The sequence below is a fragment of the Streptomyces sp. NPDC050856 genome (assembly GCF_040653855.1).
Classification (GTDB): Bacteria; Actinomycetota; Actinomycetes; order Streptomycetales; family Streptomycetaceae; genus Streptomyces.
On record NZ_JBFAGV010000021.1, the window covers coordinates 83,048 to 106,700 of the forward strand.

The window sequence follows — 23,653 nt, forward strand, 5'->3', positions numbered from 1 at the left end:
CTTGTGCACGGATTCACGAGGGGTGCGGAACGGACACGGGGCTCACTCCCAGCGGAAGAACCGCGCCGCCGCGCCCAGCCCCAGCACCGCCCACGCGGCCAGGATCCCCAGCTCGGCGCCCGGCAGCCCGCCCCCGTGCCGCAGCACGTCCCGCAGCCCTTCGGAGAGCGCCGAGATGGGCAGCAGCTCCAGCACCGACCGCGCCGCCCCGGGGAACCTGTCCAGCGGCACGATCACCCCGCCGCCCACCAGCAGCAGCAGGAACACCAGGTTGGCGGCGGCCAGGGTCGCCTCCGCCCGCAGCGTGCCGGCCATCAGCAGCCCGAGGCCCGAGAACGCCGCCGTACCCAGTACGAGCAGCAGCAGCACCCACAGCGGGTTGCCCCGCGGCGACCAGCCCAGCGCCAGGGCGATCACCGTCAGCAGGACGATCTGGAGCACCTCGGTGACCAGCACCGCCAGGGTCTTGGCGGTCATCAGCGCCCAGCGGGGCAGCGGGGAGGCGCCCAGCCGCTTGAGCACCCCGTACCGCCGCTCGAAGCCGGTCGCGATGGCCTGGCCGGTGAAGGCCGTGGACATCACGGCGAGCGCCAGGACGCCCGGGGCGAGGAAGTCCACCGCCCGGCCCTCGCCGGTGTCGACGACGTCGACCGTGGAGAACAGCACCAGCAGGAGGGACGGGATCACCACGGTGAGCAGCAGCTGCTCCCCGTTGCGCAGCAGCATCCTGGTCTCGAACGCGGCCTGCGCGACGATCATCCTGCCGACCGGCGCGGCGCCCGGCCTGGGGGTGTGGGTACCGGCGCTCATCAGCGCAGCTCCTTGCCGGTGAGCGTGAGGAACACGTCTTCGAGGGTGTGGCGCTCGACCGCGATGCCCTCGGGCATCACCCCGTGCTGCGCGCACCACGTGGTGACCGTGGCGAGCAGCTGGGGATCGACCGTGCCGCTGATGCGGTACGCGCCCGGGGTGAGCTCGGCGGCGGCCGTCCCGTGGGGCAGTGCCTTCAGCAGCGAGGCGAGGTCCAGGCCGGGACGGCCGGTGAAGCTCAGGGTGTTCTCGGCGCCGCCCCGGCACAGCTCCTCGGGGCTGCCCTGGGCGACGACCCGGCCCGCGTCGATGATCGCTATGTCGTCGGCGAGCTCTTCGGCCTCGTCCATGTAGTGCGTGGTCAGCACGGTCGTGACCCCGTCGGCGCGCAGCTCGCGCACCAGCTCCCAGGTCGACCGGCGGGCCTGCGGGTCCAGGCCGGCGGTCGGCTCGTCCAGGAAGACCAGCTCGGGCCGGCCGACGACGGCCATGGCGAGCGCCAGGCGCTGCTGCTGGCCGCCGGAGAGCCGGCGGTAGGTGGTGCGCCCGCAGGAGCCGAGTCCGAGGCGCTCGATCAGCGCGTCCACGTCCAGGGGGTGGGCGTGCAACCTGGCCATGTGCCGCAGCATCTCGTCGGCGCGGGCGCCGGAGTAGACGCCGCCGGACTGGAGCATCACGCCGACGCGGGGCCGCAGCCGCGCCGCGTCGGTGACGGGGTCCAGGCCGAGGACGCGCACGGTGCCGGAATCGGCGCGGCGGTAGCCCTCGCAGGTCTCCACGGTGGTGGTCTTGCCGGCCCCGTTGGGGCCGAGGACGGCGGTGACCGTCCCGGCGCCGACATCGAGGTCGAGGCCGTCCACCGCGGTCTTGGTCCCGTACCGCTTGACCAGGCCCCGGACCTGGACGACGGACTCGTATCGCATGGGGGGAGTCTAAGGAGCGTCCCCGGCCCGGCGGGGCACGGGGGCGCGGGACGGTGCCCCACCCGATCGGACGCAAAGGGGCGGACGCGTCCGGAAGAGGGCGCCGGGAACGGCCGCCGCCGGCCCGGCGGAATGCCGAAGGCGCCGGTCAGAGGGGGTCCCGGAGGTGTGGCGAGCGCCGTGGGCGCGGCCCCGGCGGCAGGCCGGAAGTCGCCGTCAGGTGATCGTTTCCGCAGGTCAGGTTAGGTTTCCCTTAGTGATGTACGGCACCGCCGGTGATCCCGACGCCGCTTGTCACTCCCTCGGGAATTACGCAACAATGGCGTTGTGAAAAACGTTGGCGAGGCCCCCACGACTCCAGGGGAGGAGCTCGCGACCGGAGAGCGCTCGACGCGCAACCGGGTCGCGCGGTCCATCCTGGACCACGGCCCGTCCACCGTGGCGGAGCTGGCCGGGCGCCTCGGGCTGACCCAGGCCGCCGTCCGGCGCCACCTCGACGCCCTGGTCGCCGACGACGTCGTGGCCCCCCGCGAGCAGCGGGTCTACGGCGCCCGCACCCGGGGACGGCCGGCCAAGGTGTTCGCCCTGACCGACTGCGGCCGGGACGCCTTCGACCAGTCCTACGACAAGCTCGCGGTCGACGCCCTGCGCTGGATCGAGCGCGCCGCGGGCGGCGGCCCCGAAGGGGAGGCCGCCGTCGCGGCCTTCGCCCGGGACCGGATCCGGACCCAGGCCGAGGCGTACCGCGAGGCCGTCGAGGCGGCGCCGCCCGAGAAGCGCGCCGAGGCGCTCGCCAGAGCGCTCAGCGCGGACGGGTACGCTGCGACGGCGCGCAACGCCCCGGTCGGACAGCAGCTGTGCCAGCACCACTGCCCGGTCGCGCACGTCGCGGAGCGGTACCCCCAGCTGTGCGAGGCGGAGACGGAGATCTTCTCCCGGCTCCTGGGGACCCACGTCCAGCGGCTGGCGACCATCGCGCACGGAGACGGGGTGTGCACCACGTACATCCCGACGCACGGCACCCCGCAGACCACAACCCCATCAGCATCCACCAGTACGGCCGGGAGGAACCCCGCATGACCACCGAGATCAGCCACCCCGAGCTTGAGGGCCTGGGTCGGTACGAGTACGGCTGGGCCGACTCGGACGCGGCCGGCGCCACCGCCAAGCGCGGTCTCTCCGAGGACGTCGTCCGCGACATCTCGGGGAAGAAGAACGAGCCCGAGTGGATGCTGAAGCTTCGGCTGAAGGGTCTGCGCCTGTTCGACAAGAAGCCCATGCCGAGCTGGGGCTCCGACCTGTCGGGCATCGACTTCGACAACATCAAGTACTTCGTCCGGTCCACCGAGAAGCAGGCCGAGTCCTGGGAGGACCTGCCGGAGGACATCAAGAACACGTACGACAAGCTCGGCATCCCCGAGGCGGAGAAGCAGCGCCTGGTCGCCGGTGTCGCCGCGCAGTACGAGTCCGAGGTCGTCTACCACCAGATCCGCGAGGACCTGGAGGAGCAGGGCGTCATCTTCCTCGACACCGACACCGCGCTCAAGGAGCACCCGGAGCTCTTCCAGGAGTACTTCGGCACGGTCATCCCGGTCGGCGACAACAAGTTCGCGTCGCTGAACACCGCGGTGTGGTCCGGCGGCTCGTTCATCTACGTGCCGAAGGGCGTGCACGTCGAGATCCCGCTCCAGGCCTACTTCCGCATCAACACGGAGAACATGGGCCAGTTCGAGCGGACGCTGATCATCGTCGACGAGGACGCCTACGTCCACTACGTCGAGGGCTGCACCGCCCCGATCTACTCCTCGGACTCGCTGCACAGCGCCGTGGTCGAGATCATCGTCAAGAAGGGCGCCCGCTGCCGTTACACGACCATCCAGAACTGGTCGAACAACGTCTACAACCTGGTCACCAAGCGCGCCGTCGCCTACGAGGGCGCGACCATGGAGTGGGTCGACGGCAACATCGGCTCCAAGGTGACGATGAAGTACCCGGCCGTCTACCTGATGGGCGAGCACGCCAAGGGCGAGACCCTGTCCATCGCCTTCGCGGGCGAGGGCCAGCACCAGGACGCCGGCGCCAAGATGGTCCACATGGCCCCGAACACCTCCTCCAACATCGTCTCCAAGTCGGTGGCGCGGGGCGGCGGCCGCACCTCCTACCGCGGTCTCATCGAGATCGGCGAGGGTGCCGCCGGGTCCAAGTCCAACGTGCTGTGCGACGCGCTGCTCGTCGACACGATCTCCCGTTCCGACACGTACCCCTACGTGGACGTGCGGGAGGACGACGTGTCCATGGGCCACGAGGCGACCGTCTCCAAGGTCTCCGAGGACCAGCTCTTCTACCTGATGAGCCGCGGCCTGTCGGAGGACGAGGCGATGGCGATGATCGTGCGCGGCTTCGTCGAGCCGATCGCCAAGGAGCTGCCCATGGAGTACGCGCTGGAGCTCAACCGGCTGATCGAGCTGCAGATGGAAGGCGCGGTGGGCTGACGCCCCCCGCACGCAGCAGCGCCAGACTTCTTGACTGAGAAAGCGAGCACCACGACAGCCATGGCTGAGGCCCAGAACATCCCGGCGGGCTCGACCACCGCCGGTTCCATCGCGGTGGCCGCCGAGTCCACCGTCGCCACCCGGATGAGCGCGCCCCCGTCCTTCGACGTGGCGGACTTCCCCGTCCCGCACGGCCGCGAGGAGGAGTGGAGGTTCACTCCGCTGGACCGCCTGCGCGGGCTGCACGACGGCACCGCGATCGCCACCGGCGACGGGGTGCGGGTGGAGGTGGAGGCGCCCGAGGGCGTCACCGTCGAGACGGTCGGCCGCGACGACGCGCGGCTCGGCAGGGCCGGCACCCCGGTGGACCGGATCGCCGCCCAGGCGTACTCCGCCTTCGAGAAGGCCTCGGTCGTCACCGTGCCCAAGGACACCGTGCTCACCGAGCCGGTCAGGATCGCCGTGCACGGCGAGGGCGGCACGGCCTTCGCCCACCAGGTCGTCGAGCTCGGCGCGTTCGCCGAGGCCGTCGTGGTCATCGACCACACCGGCGACGCGGTGCTCGCCGCCAACGTCGACTACGTCCTGGGCGACGGCGCCAAGCTCACCGTCGTCTCCGTCCAGGACTGGGACGAGAAGACCGTCCACGTCGCCCAGCAGAACGCGCTGGTCGGCAGGGACGCGAGCTTCAAGTCCGTCATCGTCACCTTCGGCGGTGACCTGGTCCGTCTCCACCCTCGCGTCAGCTACGCCGGCACCGGCGGCGAGGCGGAGCTGTTCGGCCTGTACTTCACCGACAAGGGCCAGCACCACGAGCACCGCCTGCTGGTCGACCACAACACCCCGCACTGCAAGTCCAACGCCGTGTACAAGGGCGCCCTCCAGGGCGACCAGGCGCACGCCGTGTGGATCGGTGACGTCCTCATCCGCGCGGCGGCCGAGGGCACCGACACCTACGAGATGAACCGCAACCTGGTTCTGACCGACGGCGCCCGGGTCGACTCCGTGCCCAACCTGGAGATCGAGACCGGTGAGATCGCCGGTGCCGGCCACGCCTCGGCCACCGGCCGCTTCGACGACGAGCAGCTCTTCTACCTGATGGCCAGGGGCATCCCGGAGGTCGAGGCCCGCCGTCTCGTCGTCCGCGGCTTCTTCGCCGAGCTCGTCCAGCAGATCGGTCTGCCGGACGTGGAGGAGCGCCTCCTCACCAAGATCGAGGCGGAGCTGGAGGCGTCCGTCTGATGGCCTTCGTCCGAGCCTGCGGGCTGAGCGAGCTGGAGGAGGACACCCCGAAGCGGGTGGAAATCGACGGCACGCCGGTCTCCCTGGTCCAGACCGACGGGGAGGTGTTCGCGATCAACGACATCTGTTCGCACGCGAACGTCTCGCTGTCGGAGGGCGAGGTGGAGGACTGTGCCATCGAGTGCTGGCTGCACGGTTCCAGCTTCGACCTCCGTACCGGCAAGCCGTCCGGCCTTCCCGCGACGCGCCCCGTCCCCGTATATCCCGTAAAGATCGAAGGGGACGATGTGCTCGTCTCCGTCACCCAGGAGTCCTGAGTCACCCATGGCAACGCTTGAAATCCGCGACCTGCACGTCTCCGTCGAGGCCGACAACGCCACGAAGGAGATCCTCAAGGGCGTCGACCTGACCGTGAAGCAGGGCGAGACCCACGCCATCATGGGCCCCAACGGCTCCGGCAAGTCGACCCTCGCGTACTCGCTGGCCGGCCACCCCAAGTACACGGTCACCGGCGGCACCGTCACGCTCGACGGCGAGGACGTCCTGGAGATGTCCGTCGACGAGCGTGCCCGCGCCGGCGTGTTCCTGGCGATGCAGTACCCGGTCGAGGTCCCCGGTGTGTCGGTCTCCAACTTCCTGCGCACCTCCGCCACCGCGATGCGCGGCGAGGCCCCCAAGCTGCGCACCTGGGTGAAGGAGGTCAAGGAGGCCATGCAGCGCCTCAACATGGACCCGGCCTTCGCCGAGCGCAACGTCAACGAGGGCTTCTCGGGCGGTGAGAAGAAGCGCCACGAGATCCTTCAGCTCGAACTGCTCAGGCCGAAGATCGCCGTCCTGGACGAGACCGACTCCGGCCTGGACGTCGACGCGCTGCGCATCGTCTCCGAGGGCGTCAACCGGGTCCGCGAGACCGGTGAGGTCGGCACCCTGCTGATCACGCACTACACGCGCATCCTGCGGTACATCAAGCCCGACCACGTCCACGTCTTCGCCGGCGGCCGGATCGTCGAGTCGGGCGGCCCCGAGCTCGCCGACAAGCTGGAGGCCGAGGGCTACGAGGCATACACGAAGGGTGGCGTATCCGCGTGACGCAGCTGCCGGGCCTCCTCGACACCGAGGCGATCCGCAAGGACTTCCCGATCCTCGACCGGGTGCTCCACGACGGCAAGAAGCTCGTGTACCTGGACAACGCGGCGACCTCGCAGCTCCCGCGCCAGGTGCTCGACGTGCTCAGCGAGTACTACGAGCAGCACAACGCCAATGTGCACCGTGGCGTGCACGTGCTGGCCGAGGAGGCCACGGCGCTGTACGAGGGAGCGCGCGACAAGGTCGCCGCCTTCATCAACGCGCCGAGCCGCAACGAGGTGATCTTCACCAAGAACGCCTCCGAGTCGCTCAACCTCGTCGCCAACATGCTCGGCTGGGCCGACGAGCCCTACCGGGTCGACCAGGACACCGAGATCGTCATCACGGAGATGGAGCACCACTCCAACATCGTCCCGTGGCAGCTGCTCTCGCAGCGCACCGGCGCGAAGCTGAAGTGGTTCGGGCTGACCGACGACGGCCGCCTCGACCTCTCCGGTATCGACGAGATCATCAACGAGAAGACGAAGATCGTCTCCTTTGTGCTGGCCTCCAACATCCTGGGCACCCGCAACCCGGTCGAGGCGATCGTGCGCCGCGCCCAGGACGTGGGCGCGCTGGTCTGCATCGACGCCTCGCAGGCCGCCCCGCACATGGTGCTGGACGTGCAGGCCCTCCAGGCCGACTTCGTGGCCTTCACCGGCCACAAGATGTGCGGCCCCAACGGCATCGGCGTGCTGTGGGGGCGCCAGGAGCTGCTGGAGGACCTCCCGCCGTTCCTGGGTGGCGGGGAGATGATCGAGACCGTGTCGATGAACTCCTCGACGTACGCTCCCGCGCCGCACAAGTTCGAGGCGGGCACGCCTCCGATCGCCCAGGCGGTCGGTCTGGGCGCGGCGGTGGACTACCTGTCGGCGATCGGCATGGACAAGATCGCCGCACATGAGCACGCGCTCACCGAGTACGCGCTGCGCCGCCTCCAGGAGGTTCCCGACCTGCGGATCGTCGGCCCGGTGACGGCCGAGGACCGGGGCGCGGCGATCTCCTTCACGCTCGGCGACATCCACCCGCACGACGTGGGCCAGGTACTGGACGAGCAGGGCATCGCGGTCCGGGTGGGCCACCACTGCGCGCGGCCGGTCTGCCTGCGGTACGGAATTCCCGCGACCACCCGGGCGTCTTTCTATCTGTACTCCACGCCGGCCGAGGTCGATGCCCTGGTCGACGGCCTGGAGCACGTCCGCAACTTCTTCGGATGAGGGGCTGACGCGTGAAGCTGGATTCGATGTACCAGGACGTCATCCTGGACCACTACAAGCACCCGCACGGGCGGGGCTTGCGGGACGGCGACGCCGAGGTGCACCACGTCAACCCCACCTGCGGCGACGAGATCACCCTGCGGGTGAAGTACGACGGCTCGCGCATCGCGGACGTCTCGTACGAGGGGCAGGGCTGCTCCATCAGCCAGGCCTCCGCCTCCGTGCTGAACGAACTGCTGGTTGGCAAGGAGCTCGACGAGGCGCGCACGATCCAGGACACCTTCCTGGAGCTGATGCAGTCCAAGGGCCGGATCGAGCCCGACGAGCGGATGGAGGACGTCCTGGAGGACGCCGTCGCGTTCGCCGGTGTCTCCAAGTACCCCGCCCGGGTGAAGTGCGCGCTGCTGAGCTGGATGGCGTGGAAGGACGCGACGGCCCAGGCACTGGGTGAGGGCGCGGAGAGGAAGAGCGCATGAGCGAGAACGAGACGGTCCAGATGAAGCCGGCGTCCGAGGAGGAGGTCCGCGAGGCGCTGTACGACGTCGTGGACCCCGAGCTGGGCATCGACGTCGTCAACCTCGGCCTGATCTACGGCATCCACGTCGACGAGTCGAACGTGGCGACGCTGGACATGACGCTGACGTCGGCGGCCTGCCCGCTGACCGATGTGATCGAGGACCAGGCCAAGTCCGCGACCGACGGCATCGTCAGCGACCTGAAGATCAACTGGGTCTGGATGCCGCCGTGGGGCCCGGACAAGATCACCGATGACGGCCGGGAGCAGCTCCGCGCCCTCGGCTTCAACGTCTGACACCTTGTCTTCCGGCCCGGGGCGTTCGGCCCCGGGCCCGCGACGGCCGTGCCCGCCAGTGCGTACTGGCGGGCACGGCCGTTCGCGCGTCAGGGGCCGGCGGGGGAATCGGCGCCCGCCGCCCGGGCCAGGGCCGCCGCCAGGTCCTCCTTGCGGATGCGCTGGTCGACGTAGAGCAGGCCGGTCACCAGGACGGGGAAGGCCGCCGTGAGGATCTGCCCGACCACCACGGCGATCAGGCCGACCACCAGGGTCGTGAGCAGGAGCGTGACGGCGAGGGCGCTGCCGGAGGTCTCGTCCGGGTCCGTCAGGGTGGAGGGCAGCATGTTCAGCAGCGACAGCGGCAGCTGGACGAGGTAGTTGGCGAGGGCGGCGATGGCGTAGCCGAGCAGCGCGATGCCGAAGATCCGCCACCAGGAGCCGCGCACGAGCTGGGCCGAGCGGCTCATCGCCGTCCGGGCGCCCGCCCCCTCGAAGACCGCGACGGCCGGGGCGAGGCTGTAGCGCACCCACAGCCAGGCGGCCACCGGGCCGGTGACCAGCGCGCCCAGCAGGCACAGCAGGAACAGCCCGAACCCGGACGAGCCGTCGAGGGCCATCGAGACGAACGACAGGACCAGTCCGACGAAGGCGCCCAGCAGCAGCAGCGCCGGGACGGCCGCGACCAGCGCGACCAGCAGCACCGTGCCGAGTACCGCTCCCATCCGCCGCCACGCCCGGCGCCACACCGCGCCGAACGTGGCCGGCCGGCCCAGGACCGCCTCCTGGAGCACGGCCGCGCAGCTCGCCTGGACCATGGCGCCGGCGATCAGCAGGACCACCGCGGCGAAGAGGTACGCCCCGGCGAAGGCGTACACCAGCGGCAGGAAGTCGCCCGGGGCCGGCGACACCCCGCCCGTCCAGTGCAGCATCCGGTCCAGCCGGCTCCCGACCGCCAGGTACGCCGCGCCCAGCCCGGCGCCGATCACCAGGGCCGCCGTGCCGTACACGGCGAGCGCGACGCCCAGCAGCGTCCTCCAGTGGCGGCCCAGCGTGGTGAAGGCGCCGCCCAGGATGTCACCGAGGCCCAGCGGAGCCAGGGGTATCACGCCCGGCCTGGGCGGCGGGGGAGGGGCCCAGCCACCACCCCAGCCGTACGGGGCGCCCGGGCCCTGCGGGCCACCCGGGGCACCGGGGCCCTGGGGGGCGTGCGGGTCCCGTGGTCCGTGCGCGCCCGGAGGCTGGTCCCCCGCGATGGTGTGCGTCATGCGTCGTCGTCACTCCCTGTCGATCCCCGGCCCGGTCGGCCGAGCCGGTCTTCTGACGTGGACACGTTATCCGGCACCGATGCGTACGCCTGTACACAGCCGTGCGCACGCTCGTACGCACGGGATACGGACTGCCGGCCGCGGCGGTCGCGGCGGAGGTGGCCGGCACGGCGGCCGTGAAGTACCGCCACGGCTTCACCCGGCTCTGGCCCTCGCTGCTCACCGCGGCGGGCTACCTGCTCGCCTTCACCTGCTCGCCTTCGCCCTGCTCGGCGGACACCGCGCACCCTGCCGGTGGGAACGGCGTACGCGAAGAGGCATTCCGGAGGGCCGCCGGCGGTGCCGTGCCGACCGGGACCTGAGACCGGTTCGCCCGGGCGGGGCGCCGCCGGTTAGGTTTCGTGTCATGACTTCTGCACCTCGCACCACCGGCGCCGTCGCCGCCGGACTCGCCACCGTCGCCGGCGACGGCACCGTTCTCGACACCTGGTTCCCCGCTCCCGAGCTCACGGCCGAGCCCGGCCCCTCCGGCACCCGGCGGCTCACCGCCGACGAGGCCGTCAACCTCATGGGTGAGGGCGCGGCCAAGGCCGTCGGCGTGGACGCCCGGCGCGGCGTCGAGGTGATCGCCGTCCGCACGGTCATCGCCTCGCTGGACGACAAGCCGCTCGACGCGCACGACGCCTACCTGCGCCTGCACCTGCTCAGCCACCGCCTGGTCAAGCCGCACGGCCAGAACCTGGACGGCATCTTCGGGCTGCTCGCCAACGTGGCGTGGACCAGCCTGGGTCCCGTGGCCGTGGACGACATCGAGAGGGTGCGGCTCAACGCCCGCGCCGAGGGCCTGCACCTGCAGGTCACCAGCGTCGACAAGTTCCCGCGCATGACGGACTACGTGGCCCCCAGGGGTGTCCGCATCGCCGACGCCGACCGCGTCAGGCTCGGCGCCCACCTCGCCGCCGGGACCACCGTCATGCACGAGGGCTTCGTCAACTTCAACGCCGGGACGCTCGGCACCTCCATGGTCGAGGGCCGCATCTCCGCCGGCGTCGTCATCGGCGACGGTTCCGACATCGGTGGCGGCGCCTCCACCATGGGCACCCTCTCCGGCGGCGGCAACGTGATCATCTCCGTCGGGGAGCGCTGCCTGATCGGTGCCGAGGCGGGCGTCGGCATCGCCCTCGGCGACGAGTGCGTGGTCGAGGCCGGTCTCTACATCACCGCCGGTACCCGGGTCACCATGCCCGACGGGCAGATCGTCAAGGCCCGCGAGCTGTCCGGTGCCTCCCACATCCTCTTCCGCCGCAACTCCGTCACCGGCACGGTCGAGGCCCGCCCCAACAACGCGGTCTGGGGCGGTCTGAACGACATCCTGCACAGCCACAACTGATTCGTGTGATGGTGCGTGACCTTTGGGCCGGTCGGGTGGATAAACAGGTCGGCACCGATCGGACGAACAGGCAAGGCGAGGAACCGACATGAAGACCAGCAGGTTGATCGTTTCAGGTGTGCTGACGCTGGCGGCGGCGCTGCCCGTCGCGCTCACCTCCTCGGTGGCGTACGCCGACGAGACGCACCAGGGCTCCGACAACGGTCCCCGTATCGCGCTCATCTCGACCGGGCAGATCGACGACCCGCTGGAGGACGTCCTGGAGCACGCCACGGTCCTCGGCGCCACCCACATGACCGAGAACTCCGCCGGCTGAAGCAGCTCCCGGCACGCCGCCCGCGGCCCGCGGACCGTCTCCCGGTCCGCGGGCCGCACCGGTTCGCGCACCGGTCCCGCGGCCGGCCAGCACCTTCACGATCACCGTGCCCGGCACGCCCCGGACGCCCTCGTCAGCGCCGCCGGCAGCGGCAGGGCGTTGAGCCGGGCGGCCTCCGCCGTGCCACCGCGTCGGCGGCGTTGAGTACCGCGCGCGGCGGCCCGGCGCCACCATCGGCCCCTCACCGTGCTGATGAAGCCCGAAGCCCGCGCCGCCCACCGCGTACCGGGGCGGGCGCAGCCCCGCACCGCCCGAGTCGTACGCCGGCGGGTGCGCGGCCCGGCAGCCTCGCGCACCGCCCGTACCGGCGCCGTCCTCTCGTCGCCCGGTCGGCGGGGGCTCACCGGTGGCCGTTCAGGAACAGCCCGGGGCAGCGTCCGCCACCAGGGAGGCGGCGAGCTCGCGCCCGGTCCGGGCCGAGCCGGCCGGCGGCGGCGCAGGCCTCACCATCGCGCGGAGCGCGCGGCCGGACGGGGTGGAGGGGCCGTGGGGTCCCCCCGGTGGAAGCCTCGCTGGACAGTGCGCCGCGTCGGCCGGTGCGCCATCGGTGCGACGGCGTGGTTCCACAACCGCCCCGCCGGGGTACCCGAGCCTTCCCGTACGACCCTGTACGCCCCGTAACGAGATGGGAGGCGATCCGCGTGGCCGGAGAACCGTCGGTCAGTGAGCTGGTGAAGCAGGCGTCGGAGCAGCTCTCCGACCTGGTCAGGACCGAGCTGCGCACCGCGCAGGCCGAAATGGCGCAGAAGGGCAAACGCGCGGGCAAGGGCGGCGGCCTGCTGGGAGCCGCGGCGGCCCTCGGGTACGTCGGGCTGATCGGCGTATGGGCGACGCTGGCCGCGCTGCTGGCGCTGGCGCTCGACGTGTGGGCGGCCGTCCTGATCGCGACCGTCGTCTTCCTCGCCGTGGCCGGCGTGCTGGCCGTCCTGGGTCGCAAGCAGCTGAAGAAGGCGGTGCCGCCCAAGCCGGAACGGGCGATCGACAGTGTGCGCTCGGACGTCGACGAGATCAAGGAGAGGGTCCACCGATGACACCTGAGACACCCGGCAAGCCGGGGCCCGACGAGCTCCGCCGGGAGGCGGCGCGCAAACGGCAGGAGCTGGGCGACACCATCGACCAGCTCATGGCGAAGACCGATGTGAAGCGGCGCGCGGCCCAGGCGGTCCACGACCGGACCCCCGAGGCGGTGCGCGACACGGCGCTCCAGGCCGTGGAGACCGGCCGGCGCCACCAGGGCCCCGTCATCGCGGCCCTGGTCGCGGTGGTCGTAGCGGGAATCGTCGTGCGGCAGCTCCGGCGCCGCGGGAAGTGGGGGTGAGCGCGGTGGCGGAGAAGAACAAGCGCAAGCGCAAGCAGAAGTTGCTCTACCGGCCGGTCGGGATGCTCCTGGGCTTCGGCGGCGGTGCCCTGGCGAGCACGCTGTTCTCGCGGGCGTGGGCGGCGATCGGGAACGGCGACGCGCCGGACGCGATGGACGAGGACCGGGAGTGGAAGGAGATCCTGCTGGCGGCTGCCGTGCAGGGTGCCATCTTCGCCGTGGTGAAGGCGGCCGTGGACCGCGGCGGCGCGGTGGGCGTCCGCCGTCTGACCGGTACCTGGCCGGGCTGACCCCGGCTCCGGCCGGCCCCCGGACCACCGGGGATGTCACGGGCCGCCGCGCCGACGCCCCGGGGCGTCCGCGCGGCGGCCCGTGACACTGCCGGGACCTTGCCCGGTGGAGCCGGAGCGGGGTCGCCGGCGAGCGACCCCCAGCCGAACCCCGCCGGCCGGACCGTCCGCGCCGGACCGTCCGCGCCGGTGCGCGGCGCGGGCGGCCGGGCCGGCGGACGCGGCCCTACGGGCGGAAGCGCAGCACCTGCGGGTCGTGGTCGCTGTCCTGTTCGGCGAACTCGGCGTTGATGTGCACGCTGTCGTACTCGAAGCGGCGGATCGACGGGCTGGTCAGGATCTGGTCCAGCACCTGGCTGTTTCCCTGGAAGACGTACGAGTAGCGCTCGTTCCGCGGCAGCGACATGACCGCCGGGTACAGCGCGCCGCCGTCCGTCAGCGCCTTCGTGGTCGGCGAGAACTCGAAGTCGTTGATGTCGCCGAGGACGACGACCGCGGCGTCGCGCTGGACGCCCAGGACGTCCTTGACGAACGTGTTGACCGCCTGGGCCTGCTGGAGGCGCTTGGTCTCGGAGGAACGGTTCGGCGGCTGGTGGTGCGAGACCAGCGACTCGTCGCCGCCCTTGGAGCCGAAGTGGTTCGCGATCACGAACACGGTGCGGCCCCGGAAGGAGAACTCGCCGGCCAGCGGCTTGCGGCTGTTGTCCCAGGCGGTGTTCGCCGGGTCGATCCGGCCGGGCGAGTGCGTGAGGGCGGCCCGGCCCTTCTCCCGTACGACACCGGTCGCGGTCGTGGCGTCACCGGCCGCGCGGTCGGTGAACGACACCCGCTCGGGGTTGAAGAGGAAGACCTGGCGGATGTTGCCGCCCGGCTCGCCGCCGTCCTTGTTGTTCACCGGGTCGATCGAACGCCACTGGTACGCCGGGCCACCGGCGGCCACGATCGCGGCCGTGAACTTCCTCAGCGTCTCGTCGGCGGCGACCGTCCCGTCGTTCCTGGCGCCGTTGTTGTCCTGGATCTCCTCCAGGGCGACGACGTCGGGCGAGGCCAGGTTCTCCACCACGGCCTTCGCCAGCGCGTCGAACTTCGCCTGCGGGTCGGTCGGGTCGAGGTTCTCGACGTTGTACGTCGCCACCGCCAGCTCACCCCGGCGCTGCTTCTCGGTCGTCTCGCGCTCCAGGCCCCGGTCGCTGACGGTGCCCAGGGTACGGGCGGCGAGGGTGTAGCCGCCGTACTGGTTGAAGTCCAGCGGACCCTCGGTCGTACCGGTCAGCCAGTCGCCGACGTTCGCCTTCGGGAAGGGCTGCTGGGAGACCGGGGTGAGCGACTGGATCTGCAGACGGCCGGTGTTCTGCGCGGTGTACGAGCCGTAGACGGCCCCGCCGCGCGCGCCGGCGTTCTCACGGGGCTTCACCGTCACCCACAGCTCGGCGTGCGGGTCGGTGGCGCCGACCACCCGGGAGGAGCCGATCCGGACATTGGCGCCCTCCAGGGACTCGTAGTAGTCCAGGGCGTACGAACGCGGTTGGAGTGGCAGGCCGTTGACGGAACCGCCGGCCGCCGGGTCCCCGGCGGGGGTGTACGCCGAGGGGACGGACCGGTCGGAGACCGTCACGGGCGCGGGCACCGGATTGCCCGAGGAGACCACGGTGACGGTGGGCTTGGTGATCTGGGTGAGGGACTGGTTGCCCGAGTTCGCGCCGCCGGGTACGTACTCGCCCACGGTGCCGGAGACGGTGACCGCGTCACCGACGGCGACCGCCGGGGCGGAGCCCGTGTAGACGAAGACGCCCTCGCTGGTGGCGGGGTCGGCGTCGACCTGGGTGTCCTGGAACCAGAAGCCGCGCGAGCCGTGGGTCCGCACCCCGGTGACGACGCCGGACACCCCGGTGACCTGCTGCCCGACGAGCGGGGATATGCGGGTGGTGCCCTGGATGTCGTGGATGCGGACGGGTTCGGCGGCGGTGCCGGCGGCGCTGGCGGCCGAGCCGGTGAGCAGGCCGGCGGCCAGGGCGGCGGCGACGGCGGCCGAGACGGCGGCGGTTCTCGGCATGGCGGCCGGCAGGGATGAGGACATCACAGAGCTCCGAGGGTGGGAGGTGGGGGCAGAACGTGATCTACGCGCGTCAATGTCTTGTGTGAGGAGGGGGGTTGTCAAGGGTTCCCGGGTGGACGGGGCTTGACCGGTACATGAACCGAGGGGGAGGCGCCCGAATACGTCTACGCTGGGGGCCGCCTGGAACCACGTACGCCCGAGGAGATACCCCTGATGTCGGGAGACCGCCCCACCCTGCCGCCGGTGCGGCTGCGTTCGGACGCGGAGCTGGCGCGGGACGCGCTCGCCGCCCCCCTGCTGGCCCGGGCCGTCCGGCTCGCTCGCTGGTCGGGGCCCGCCACCAGGGTCGGCACCGGCGGTGAACTGGTCGAGGAACAGCTGCCGGAGGCCGCCGCGGTGCTCGGCCTGGAGGCCGACGACGACGGCATGGCGTACGCGAGTGAGGCGTGGCGGGTCGCCGTCGACACCGGGCTCGTCGTCGTGACGGACCCGACGGACCACGAGGCCGGCGACGGGACGGCGACCGCCGGCGACAACCTCGCACTGGTCACCGGCGGTTCGCCGCAGGACATCCTGGGGCTCTGGCTGGACGCCCTGGAGACCGCGTTCGCCGACGCCACCGCCCCCCTGCTCGACGGCATCGCGGACGTCGCGGGCGAGGCGGGCGAACTCGACCTGGACGCGCTGGACTGGGACCCGGAGGCGGAGGCCGAGTTCCTCGACGGCGTACTGGGCAACCTGTACCTGCTCACCGTCACCGAGGGCGGCCCGGGGGAGGGGCCGGTGCCGCTGCCCGCGCTCGCCGCGTCCATGATCGTCCCCGACGACATGGCCGAACCCACCGACGACGTGCTGGAGCAGGTGTCGGAGGCGATGATGCGGCTGGACGACCAGTTCCGGGTGCTGGAGCCGGCCGGCCTGGTCGAGTACACGCCGGTCGACGAGGCGCTGATGGCGGAGGAGGGCGAGGAGCCCGCGCCGCCCGTCGACGACGAGGACGTCACCCGGTACGGCATGGTCGGACTGACCCCGCTCGGCCTGTACGGGGTGCGCTCCCGGCTGCTGGAGGCCGGTGTGGACGCCCCGGCCGTCGGTGACCTGGCCGACAAGGGCGCCGACGCGCTGCTCGACGGGCTCGCCCGCTTCCCCGAGCCGTCCGCCCGGGCGGAGACGGCCCAGTGGCTGGCCGGGCGGGAGCCGCTGCCCGCGGCACGCGAGCTGCTCGCCGCGGCGAAGGGCGCCGACGCCGGATCGCCGCTGCGCCGGCTGCACTGCCAGCAGGCACTCGCCCTGGTCGGCGCCGACGCCGAGCCGGCCGTCCGGGAGGTGCTGGACGACCCGGAGCTGGGCGGCCTGGCCCGGGTGTGGCTCGCCGAGCGGGGCGCGGCGGACGTCCCCGCGCCGCCGGAGTCCATGATCTTCTGGCTGGCGGTCGACACCATCGCGGCGCAACTGGACGCCGAGGGCGACCTGGACGAGCTCCAGGACCTGGTCGAGGGCCTGACCGGGCAGCACAGCGGCTTCTTCGAGGCGGCGTGGCGGGTGGAGCACCCGGCGACGCCCGAGGTGCTGGAGGCGATGGGCCGGCTGCACCGGGACAAGCGGATGGCCAAGGAGGCCCGCAAGGCCGCCTTCAAGGCCCGCTCCCGCGCCGGCGCCTGATCCCGGACCGGACGACCGGGGCCGTCGGGGCGCCCCCCGTCCCGACGGGCCCGGCCCCCGGCCCCTGGGGCGGTCGCGCCCGTGGCCCGTCGGACCGGACGCCGCCGGCCGCCGGACCGTACGGGTGTCGGCGCCGGTGACCCGCCGGCCGCCCGCCGGCTCCCCGGCCCGTCCGCTCCCCGGCCCGCCGGCTCCCCGGCCCGTCCGCTTCCCGTCCGCACCGGCTCCCCGCTTGTGGCGGCCGGCCGTACGGCCCGCCGGCCGTACCCGCTCCCCGGCCCGGTCCGCCCCGCCCGGCCCGGCCCGGCCGGCCCGGCGGCCGGTCAGGGGGTGTCCTCGCGGGCCGTCGGCGGCCAGGCGTCCGGGGACAGGACGCCCAGGACGTACGCGCGGGCGATCAGGGCCGTGCGGTTGGGGACGGCCCAGCGCCGGGCCAGCCGGGTGAGGTGGTAGTTGACGCCGTCGACGGTGAGGCCGACCGACCGGGCGATGCGGTCGGTGGTGGCGCCGCCCGCCGCCAGGGCGAGGATCCGCTTCTCGGCCGGGCCCACCTCCGCCGCCTCCCGCCGGGGCGCCGGGCGGTCGCCGAGCACCCGCAGCAGCACCAGCAGCCACAGCGGGGCGTCGGCCGAGTCGCTGACCGTGTCGGCGGTCAGCTCCCCGTGCCGCTCGCGGCCGTCCGGCGCGGACCAGTGGACCTGCACCGGGTAGCGGGACCGGTGGCCCAGCCGGACCGCCTCCACGATGCGGTGCACCTGGTCGGCCGAGCGCGGGTGGAACAGCTCCAGCACGTTGCGGCCGGGCAGCCGGCCCGGGCGGGTGCCCCACTCCGCCGCCATCGCCGGGTTGGCCAGCAGTATCAGACCGTCCGTCCGGCAGACCGCGATGGGCACCGGAACCCGGTCGAAGACCAGCAGCGCGCGATTGCGCCAGTCCACCAGGTCCCCGCTGTCCAGGATGTCCTCCGGCACGCCCAACTGGCTCTCGTCTCCGCGTGATCCCCGCACCCGACTACAGAATCATGTAGTGCGCACGCGAAGGTGGCCGGGGCCCCGGAGCGAGGGTGGTGGCATGACCCAGAGCCCCACCCTTCCCGGCGTACCCGTCGTGGACATCACCGCCACCGGCCCGACGGCCACCCCCGTCCAGCAGGCCATGGACCTCGTACGCGGCCACGGTCCCGTGTTCCTGCGCCGGCTGCACGGCCGTGACACCCTCTTCGTCAGCGATCCCGGCCTGGTCGCCGAACTCTGCGACGAGCGGCGGTTCACCAAGTTCGTCGGCCCCGCCCTGGAGAACGTCCGTGAGTTCGCGCACGACGGACTGTTCACCGCGTACAACGACGAACCGAACTGGACCAGGGCGCACGACGTGCTGATGCCCGCCTTCGCGCTCGGCTCGATGCGTACCTACCACCCGGTGATGCTGCGGGTGGCCCGGCGGCTGATCCGCTCCTGGGACGCGCGGATGGCGGCCGGCCGGCCCGTCGACGTCCCCGAGGACATGACGAGGATGACCCTCGACACCATCGGACTGGCCGGCTTCGGCTACGACTTCGGCTCCTTCGAGCGCCCCGAGGGACACCCGTTCGTCCAGGCCATGGTGCGTTGCCTGGAGTGGAGCATGAACCGCCTCGGGCGGCTCCCGGAGGAGGACCACCGCGAGGCGGACGCGGCGTTCCGCGCGGACGCCGACCACCTGGCCTCCGTGGTGGACGACGTGATCGGCGCCCGTACGGCGTCGGGGGAGCGGGGCGGCGACGACCTGATGGGTCTCATGCTCGGTTCCGGTCTGACCCACGAGAACATCCGCAACCAGGTCATCACCTTCCTCATCGCCGGCCACGAGACCACCTCCGGTGCCCTGTCCTTCGCGCTGTACTACCTCTCCAAGCACCCCGGTGAACTGCGCGCCCTCCAGCGCGAGGTGGACGGGCTGTGGGGCGACGCGCCGGACCCGGAACCGTCGTTCGAGGAGGTGGGCCTGTTGCGGCGGACCCGGCAGGTGCTCAACGAGGCGCTGCGGCTGTGGCCGACGGCCGCCGCGTTCAGCCGCCAGGCGCGTGAGGACACCCTGCTCGGTGGTCGGATCCCGCTGCGCGCCGGGGAGTCCGCGGTGGTCCTGACGCCGATGCTGCACCGCGCGGGGGACGTCTGGGGCGACAACCCCGAGCTGTTCGACCCCTCCCGGTTCGACCCGGAGGCGGAGGCGGCCCGCTCCGCGCACGCCTACAAGCCCTTCGGCACCGGGGAACGCGCCTGCATCGGACGGCAGTTCGCGCTGCACGAGGCGACCATGCTGCTGGCGATGCTGGTGCACCGCTACCGGCTGGTGGACCACACCGGTTACCTGCTGAGCGTCAAGGAGTCCCTCACGCTCAAGCCCGAGGGGCTCACTCTCATGGTCGTGCCCCGCACGCGGCGCTCCCCGCGCCGGGAGCGGCCGGCCGCCCCGGCGCGGGCCACCGCCGGCACCGCCCCGGCGCGGGTGCGTCCCGGCACCGGGCTGCTGGTGCTGCACGGCAGCAACTACGGCACGTGCCGGGGATTCGCGGAGGACCTGGCCGCCGTCGCCGAGGGCATCGGCTGCGAGACGGCGGTCGCGCCGCTGGACTCCTGTGCGGGCGGGCTGCCCGCGGACCGGCCGGTGGTCATCGTCGCCGCCTCCTACAACGGCCGCCCCACCGATGACGCCGCCGCGTTCGTCCAGTGGCTGGAGGAGGCGCAGGCGGGCGCGGCGCGGGGCGTGCCGTACGCCGTGCTGGGCGTCGGCGACCGCACCTGGGCCGCCACCTACCAGCGCGTGCCCGGACTGGTCGACGACCGGCTCGCCGAACTGGGCGGCACCCGGCTGACCGCCCGGGCCGAGGCGGACGCCTCCGGTGACCTGGGAGGCGCGGTACGCGCGTTCACCGACGCCCTGCGCGGGGCCCTGCTGGAGCGGTACGGCGACCCGGCGTCCGCGGTCGAGGAGGCCGCCGAAGGGCCCGCGTACACGGTCACCGAGCTCACCGGCGGCCCGCTGGACGCGCTGGCCGCCCGGCACGGCGTCGTGCCCATGGCGGTGACCGCCGCCCGGAGCCTGACCGACCCGGCGCACCCCCGGGTGAAGCGGTTCGTCCGGCTGGCGCTGCCGGAGGGCGTCTCGTACCGCACGGCCGACCACCTCACCGTGCTGCCCGCCAACCCGCCCGGGCGGGTCGACCGCGCCCTGCGGCTGCTGGGCGCCGACCCCGGCACCGTCCTGCACGTGGTCCCGGCCCGCCCGGGGCGCGCAGCCCTCGCGGTGGACCGGCCCGTGACCGTACGGGACCTGCTCACCCACCACGTGGACCTGGGGCACCGGCCGGACGCGCGCCGGCTCGCCCGGCTCGCCGAGCTCAACCCCTGCCCGCCGGAGCGGGCGGCGCTGCGGGCGGCACAGCCGGGCGCGGCAGGCCTGCTGGACCTGATCGAGGCCCACCCTGCGCTGCGGGAGGCGCTGACCTGGCCGGTGCTGCTCGACCTGCTGGAGCCGATGCGCCCGCGCACCTACTCGGTCTCCTCCTCACCGGCCGTCGACCCCGGCCACGTCGACCTGATGGTCTCGGTGAGCCCGGACACGCCCGGCACCGGCTCGGCGTACCTGGCCTCGGTCCGCCCCGGCGACACGGTCCTCGCCCGGATCCAGCCGTGCCGCGAGGCGTTCCGGGTGCCCCACGGCACCCGGCCGCTGATCCTGGTGGCCGCCGGGACCGGACTCGCGCCCTTCCGGGGCGTCGTCGCCGACCGCCGGGCGCTGCTGGCGTCGGGCGGCCGCCTGGGCCCGGCCCTGTGCTACTTCGGCTGCGACGCCCCGGACGCCGACTACCTGCACGCCGGGGAACTGAGCGCGGCGCAGGACGCGGGCGCCGTGTCGATGCGCCCGGTCTTCAGCCGGGCACCGGTCGCCGGGCAGCGTTACGTCCAGCACCGCATCGACGCGGAGTCCGCCGAGCTGTGGCCGCTGCTGGCGGCGGGCGCCCGGGTGTACGTGTGCGGGGACGCCGCCCGGATGGCGCCCGGCGTACGCGCCGCGTTCCGAGCGGTGTACACGCGCCACAACCCCGGCGCCGACGACGCGGCGGCCGGGGAGTGGCTGGACCGCCTCGTCGCCGAGGGGCGGTACGTGGAGGACGTCTACGCCGCTACAGCGCCTGGGCGGCCGGCTTGACCATGCCGCGGACGGTCCGGGACTTCACGAAGTCGCCCAGCGCGGTCATCTCCCACTCGCCGGAGAACTGCTTGATGAGCTTGGCCATCATCACGCCGGTCTGCGGCTCGGCGGTGGTGAGGTCGAACCGGACCAGTTCCTCGCCGGTCGCCGCGTCCATCAGGCGGCAGTAGGCCTTGGCGACCTCGGTGAACTTCTGCCCGGAGAAGGAGTTGACCGTGAACACCAGGCCGGTGGTGTCGGCGGGCAGCCGCCCCAGGTCGACCACGATGACCTCGTCGTCACCGGCGCCCTCGCCGGTCAGGTTGTCGCCGGAGTGCTTGATGGAGCCGTTGAGGATGGACAGCTTGCCGAAGTAGCAGCTGTCCTGGTGGTTGCGCCGGGGGCCGTAGGCGATGACGGAGGCGTCGAGGTCGATGTCCCGGCCGCGGAAGGCCGGCTCCCAGCCCAGGCCCATCTTGACCTGGGACAGCAGTGGGCGGCCGCCCTTGACGAGGGAGACGGTCTGGTTCTTCCGGAGGCTGACCCGGCCCTTGTCCAGGTTGATCTTCCCGGAGCCGGCCGGCGGTGCCGGGGGAGCGGCCGGTGCCTGCGGGGCGACGGGGGCCTGCGGGGCCGCGGGGACCTGGGGAACGGCCGCCGGGGCCGGCGCGGCGGCGGGCTCCTCGTCCACCGAGACGCCGAAGTCGGTGGCGATCCCGGCCAGCCCGTTCGCGTAACCCTGCCCCACCGCCCGGACCTTCCACACGCCGCCCCGCAGGTAGATCTCCACCACGATCAGCGCGGTCTCGGTGCCGAGACCGGGAGGCGTGAAGGTGGCGAGCTCGCCGCCGCTGTCGGCGTCACGGACGGTCGCGGTCGGTTCGATGCCCTGGAACGTCTGCCCCGCCGCGTCCGGGCTCGCGGTGACCACGATCTTCTCGATGCCGGCCGGGACGGCGGTGGTGTCCACCACGATCGCGTCGGGCGCGCCGCCGCCACCGGACCGGTACGTCACACCGGGGCCGGCCGGCTGGTTGTAGAAGATGAAGTCGTCGTCCGAGCGCACCTTGCCGTCGGCGGTGAGCAGCAGGCCCGATACGTCGAGCCGCACGGGCGCGGCGACGTCCACCGCCACCCGGGCGACGGGGAGAGGGATGTTCGAGCCGGGGGTCATAGCTGTCATGCCGGGGTAACGAGCGAGCCCGCCCCGCCGTTCCCCCGCCCGGGACCGCCCGGGGCCCGGTACCGCCACGGGGGCGGGTCCGCGCGGAACTCGCCACCCGGACGGGCGTGGGCCGGAGGGTGCCGTCCGGTTCCCGGTGCGCGCCGGCCGGCCTCCCGGCGTACTGCTCCGGGTCGTCCCGGGACTCGTCCCCGGGCACCCGGGCGGACGGGAGGTCCCAGCACGGGAGGCCGGCCGCCGCACCGGGCGGACGTCACCCGTCAACCGCCGTGTCACCGGGGCCGGTCGGGGCGGCTCACGCCGACGCGCGTCTCACCAGCTCCGTGCCGAGGACGGCCTGGCGCCGGGCCGCGCCCCGGTCGCCGACCGCCTCCAGCAGCACCCGGGCCATGGCCCGGCCCATCCCCTCCACCGGCTGGCCCACCGAGGTCAGCCGGGGATCGGTGTGCCGGGCGACGGGGAGTCGTCGAACCCGACCACCGCCACGTCGTCCGTGCACCCGCCCGTCCCGCCGCCCGCGGCGTGTGCGGCGCGCCCGCGGCCATCACGTCCGACGCGGCGCACACCGCGTCCAGCGCCGGTGCGCACCAGCGTCGGCATCAGCTGCACATCGGCGTCGGTGAGCCCGGCGCCGGCGCCGGGCCCGACGTCGGAGCGGAACGGTTCGGTGAAGAACCACCGCGTCGGCTCGGGGACCACCAGCGCCACCGCGCCGGCGCGGCTGCCCGCCGGCGCCCGGGCGGCCCGGTCGGGCACATGGCCGAGCTCGGCGATCGCCCGCTGGACCAGGGAGCGGGTGGAGTCCCGCACCCGGGCGCGTCGTTGATGACCCGGGAGACGGTGCCCCGCCCCACGCCCGCGAGCGCGGCCACCTCCTCGGGCGTGGGCACGCCCGCGCGTCGCCTCGTCACCATCGCGTCACCTCCCGGCACCCGGCCTTCGGCGGGGCCCCATGGAAGCACCACGGGCCGGTGCGCCCGACCCGCCGGTCGCGGGTGTTACCCGCCCGTGAGCTCCCGGTACCCCCCCGTTCGGCGCTCCGGCGTGCGCTTCCCCGGTGACCGGCGGTGGCCGGGCGCACGGCGCCGAGTTGCGCGGGCCGGGCCGCCGGGCGGCGCGGGACGGCGGCCGGGGGGCGGGCGGGGCGGGCCCCGCGGGCCGCCGGCGGGGCGTGCCGGACACCGCCGGCGGCGCGCCGGGGGGCCCGTGTCACCGCTTCGGAGCAGGGGGCCGGAGGGGATTTCTCGGCGCGCGGGGTGGTGGTGGGTGGGGTGATCCTGCGTTCAGGACCGATGAAAGGGCTGGACGTCATGGCCACGTTGTGCAGACCGGCGGTGT

General features: G+C 73.1%; 21 protein-coding genes and 2 pseudogenes. 16 read left to right on the plus strand and 7 right to left on the minus strand.

Annotated elements, in window-relative coordinates; all coding sequences use genetic code 11:
• Positions 1-42: 42 nt before the first annotated feature.
• Both AB0H53_RS19740 and AB0H53_RS19745 read right to left on the minus strand, forming a co-directional pair.
• Complete coding sequence (locus tag AB0H53_RS19740; protein WP_362114600.1) at positions 43-810, minus strand: ABC transporter permease; 768 nt, start codon at positions 808-810, stop codon at positions 43-45.
• Positions 810-1,733, minus strand: coding sequence for an ABC transporter ATP-binding protein (locus AB0H53_RS19745; protein ID WP_362114603.1), 924 nt, complete (start codon positions 1,731-1,733; stop codon positions 810-812). Before AB0H53_RS19745 ends, AB0H53_RS19740 begins: the two co-directional genes overlap by 1 nt.
• A 327-nt stretch (positions 1,734-2,060) precedes the next feature.
• Between AB0H53_RS19745 and AB0H53_RS19750 the strand changes: the two genes are divergently transcribed.
• The 8 genes from AB0H53_RS19750 to AB0H53_RS19785 are packed head-to-tail and all read left to right on the plus strand — an operon-like array spanning position 2,061 to position 8,620.
• Complete coding sequence (locus AB0H53_RS19750) at positions 2,061-2,813, plus strand: metalloregulator ArsR/SmtB family transcription factor (RefSeq protein ID WP_362114606.1); 753 nt, start codon at positions 2,061-2,063, stop codon at positions 2,811-2,813.
• Positions 2,810-4,225: a Fe-S cluster assembly protein SufB gene (sufB, locus tag AB0H53_RS19755; RefSeq protein ID WP_362114609.1), complete on the plus strand. Its 1,416-nt coding sequence runs from the start codon at positions 2,810-2,812 to the stop codon at positions 4,223-4,225. Before AB0H53_RS19750 ends, sufB begins: the two co-directional genes overlap by 4 nt.
• A gap of 60 nt (positions 4,226-4,285) precedes the next feature.
• Positions 4,286-5,467, plus strand: a complete 1,182-nt coding sequence (gene sufD / locus AB0H53_RS19760; RefSeq protein WP_362114612.1) for a Fe-S cluster assembly protein SufD — start codon at positions 4,286-4,288, stop codon at positions 5,465-5,467.
• The gene (locus AB0H53_RS19765; RefSeq protein WP_362114615.1) at positions 5,467-5,784 is read left to right on the plus strand and encodes a bifunctional 3-phenylpropionate/cinnamic acid dioxygenase ferredoxin subunit; all 318 of its coding nucleotides are present in this window, start codon (positions 5,467-5,469) and stop codon (positions 5,782-5,784) included. Before sufD ends, AB0H53_RS19765 begins: the two co-directional genes overlap by 1 nt.
• 7 nt (positions 5,785-5,791) lie before the next feature.
• Positions 5,792-6,556: a Fe-S cluster assembly ATPase SufC gene (sufC, locus tag AB0H53_RS19770; protein ID WP_362114618.1), complete on the plus strand. Its 765-nt coding sequence runs from the start codon at positions 5,792-5,794 to the stop codon at positions 6,554-6,556.
• The gene (locus AB0H53_RS19775) at positions 6,553-7,809 is read left to right on the plus strand and encodes a cysteine desulfurase (RefSeq protein WP_362114621.1); all 1,257 of its coding nucleotides are present in this window, start codon (positions 6,553-6,555) and stop codon (positions 7,807-7,809) included. The genes sufC and AB0H53_RS19775 overlap by 4 nt, the downstream gene beginning before the upstream one ends.
• Before the next feature lie 11 nt (positions 7,810-7,820).
• On the plus strand, positions 7,821-8,285 hold the full coding sequence (gene sufU, locus AB0H53_RS19780; protein WP_362114624.1) for a Fe-S cluster assembly sulfur transfer protein SufU: 465 nt from the start codon (positions 7,821-7,823) through the stop codon (positions 8,283-8,285).
• Positions 8,282-8,620: a metal-sulfur cluster assembly factor gene (locus AB0H53_RS19785; protein WP_362114627.1), complete on the plus strand. Its 339-nt coding sequence runs from the start codon at positions 8,282-8,284 to the stop codon at positions 8,618-8,620. The genes sufU and AB0H53_RS19785 overlap by 4 nt, the downstream gene beginning before the upstream one ends.
• 89 nt (positions 8,621-8,709) lie before the next feature.
• Here AB0H53_RS19785 and AB0H53_RS19790 read toward each other — a convergent pair whose 3' ends face one another.
• Positions 8,710-9,867 carry a hypothetical protein gene (locus AB0H53_RS19790; protein WP_362114630.1) on the minus strand — a complete coding sequence of 386 codons (1,158 nt, stop codon included), beginning with the start codon at positions 9,865-9,867 and terminating at the stop codon, positions 8,710-8,712.
• 101 nt (positions 9,868-9,968) lie between these two features.
• On the opposite strand from AB0H53_RS19790, the pseudogene AB0H53_RS19795 reads away from it, so the two are divergent.
• From AB0H53_RS19795 to AB0H53_RS19820, 6 genes and pseudogenes are all read left to right on the plus strand, one after another.
• Positions 9,969-10,179: pseudogene (locus AB0H53_RS19795) on the plus strand (SMR family transporter); the annotation flags it as partial.
• Positions 10,180-10,273: 94 nt separating this feature from the next.
• Positions 10,274-11,257, plus strand: a complete 984-nt coding sequence (dapD, locus tag AB0H53_RS19800; RefSeq protein WP_362114633.1) for a 2,3,4,5-tetrahydropyridine-2,6-dicarboxylate N-succinyltransferase — start codon at positions 10,274-10,276, stop codon at positions 11,255-11,257.
• A gap of 88 nt (positions 11,258-11,345) precedes the next feature.
• Entirely contained in the window at positions 11,346-11,573 is a 228-nt protein-coding gene (locus tag AB0H53_RS19805; protein WP_362114636.1) for a hypothetical protein, read from the plus strand.
• Between the two features lie 701 nt (positions 11,574-12,274).
• Positions 12,275-12,664 carry a phage holin family protein gene (locus AB0H53_RS19810; RefSeq protein ID WP_362114639.1) on the plus strand — a complete coding sequence of 130 codons (390 nt, stop codon included), beginning with the start codon at positions 12,275-12,277 and terminating at the stop codon, positions 12,662-12,664.
• Entirely contained in the window at positions 12,661-12,951 is a 291-nt protein-coding gene (locus tag AB0H53_RS19815; RefSeq protein ID WP_362114642.1) for a DUF3618 domain-containing protein, read from the plus strand. Before AB0H53_RS19810 ends, AB0H53_RS19815 begins: the two co-directional genes overlap by 4 nt.
• Positions 12,948-13,241 carry a DUF4235 domain-containing protein gene (locus AB0H53_RS19820; protein ID WP_362114645.1) on the plus strand — a complete coding sequence of 98 codons (294 nt, stop codon included), beginning with the start codon at positions 12,948-12,950 and terminating at the stop codon, positions 13,239-13,241. Before AB0H53_RS19815 ends, AB0H53_RS19820 begins: the two co-directional genes overlap by 4 nt.
• A 226-nt stretch (positions 13,242-13,467) precedes the next feature.
• Here AB0H53_RS19820 and AB0H53_RS19825 read toward each other — a convergent pair whose 3' ends face one another.
• The gene (locus AB0H53_RS19825) at positions 13,468-15,318 is read right to left on the minus strand and encodes an endonuclease/exonuclease/phosphatase family protein (RefSeq protein ID WP_362114648.1); all 1,851 of its coding nucleotides are present in this window, start codon (positions 15,316-15,318) and stop codon (positions 13,468-13,470) included.
• 192 nt (positions 15,319-15,510) lie between these two features.
• Here AB0H53_RS19825 and AB0H53_RS19830 point away from each other — a divergent pair, with 192 nt between their 5' ends.
• Positions 15,511-16,959 (plus strand): hypothetical protein, encoded by a 1,449-nt coding sequence (locus AB0H53_RS19830; RefSeq protein WP_362114651.1) that lies wholly within the window; start codon positions 15,511-15,513, stop codon positions 16,957-16,959.
• Between the two features lie 323 nt (positions 16,960-17,282).
• Here the strand turns inward: AB0H53_RS19830 and AB0H53_RS19835 are convergent, their stop codons facing one another.
• Positions 17,283-17,930: a PAS domain-containing protein gene (locus tag AB0H53_RS19835; protein WP_362114653.1), complete on the minus strand. Its 648-nt coding sequence runs from the start codon at positions 17,928-17,930 to the stop codon at positions 17,283-17,285.
• A gap of 100 nt (positions 17,931-18,030) precedes the next feature.
• Between AB0H53_RS19835 and AB0H53_RS19840 the strand changes: the two genes are divergently transcribed.
• Positions 18,031-21,150, plus strand: coding sequence for a cytochrome P450 (locus AB0H53_RS19840; protein ID WP_362114656.1), 3,120 nt, complete (start codon positions 18,031-18,033; stop codon positions 21,148-21,150).
• Here AB0H53_RS19840 and AB0H53_RS19845 read toward each other — a convergent pair.
• Both AB0H53_RS19845 and AB0H53_RS19850 read right to left on the minus strand, forming a co-directional pair.
• A complete protein-coding gene (locus AB0H53_RS19845; RefSeq protein WP_362114673.1) occupies positions 21,125-22,306 on the minus strand; it encodes a TerD family protein in 1,182 nt (393 codons plus the stop codon). The genes AB0H53_RS19840 and AB0H53_RS19845 overlap by 26 nt on opposite strands.
• A gap of 304 nt (positions 22,307-22,610) precedes the next feature.
• Positions 22,611-23,229, minus strand: a pseudogene (locus AB0H53_RS19850) (LacI family DNA-binding transcriptional regulator).
• Between the last annotated feature and the right edge of the window lie 424 nt (positions 23,230-23,653).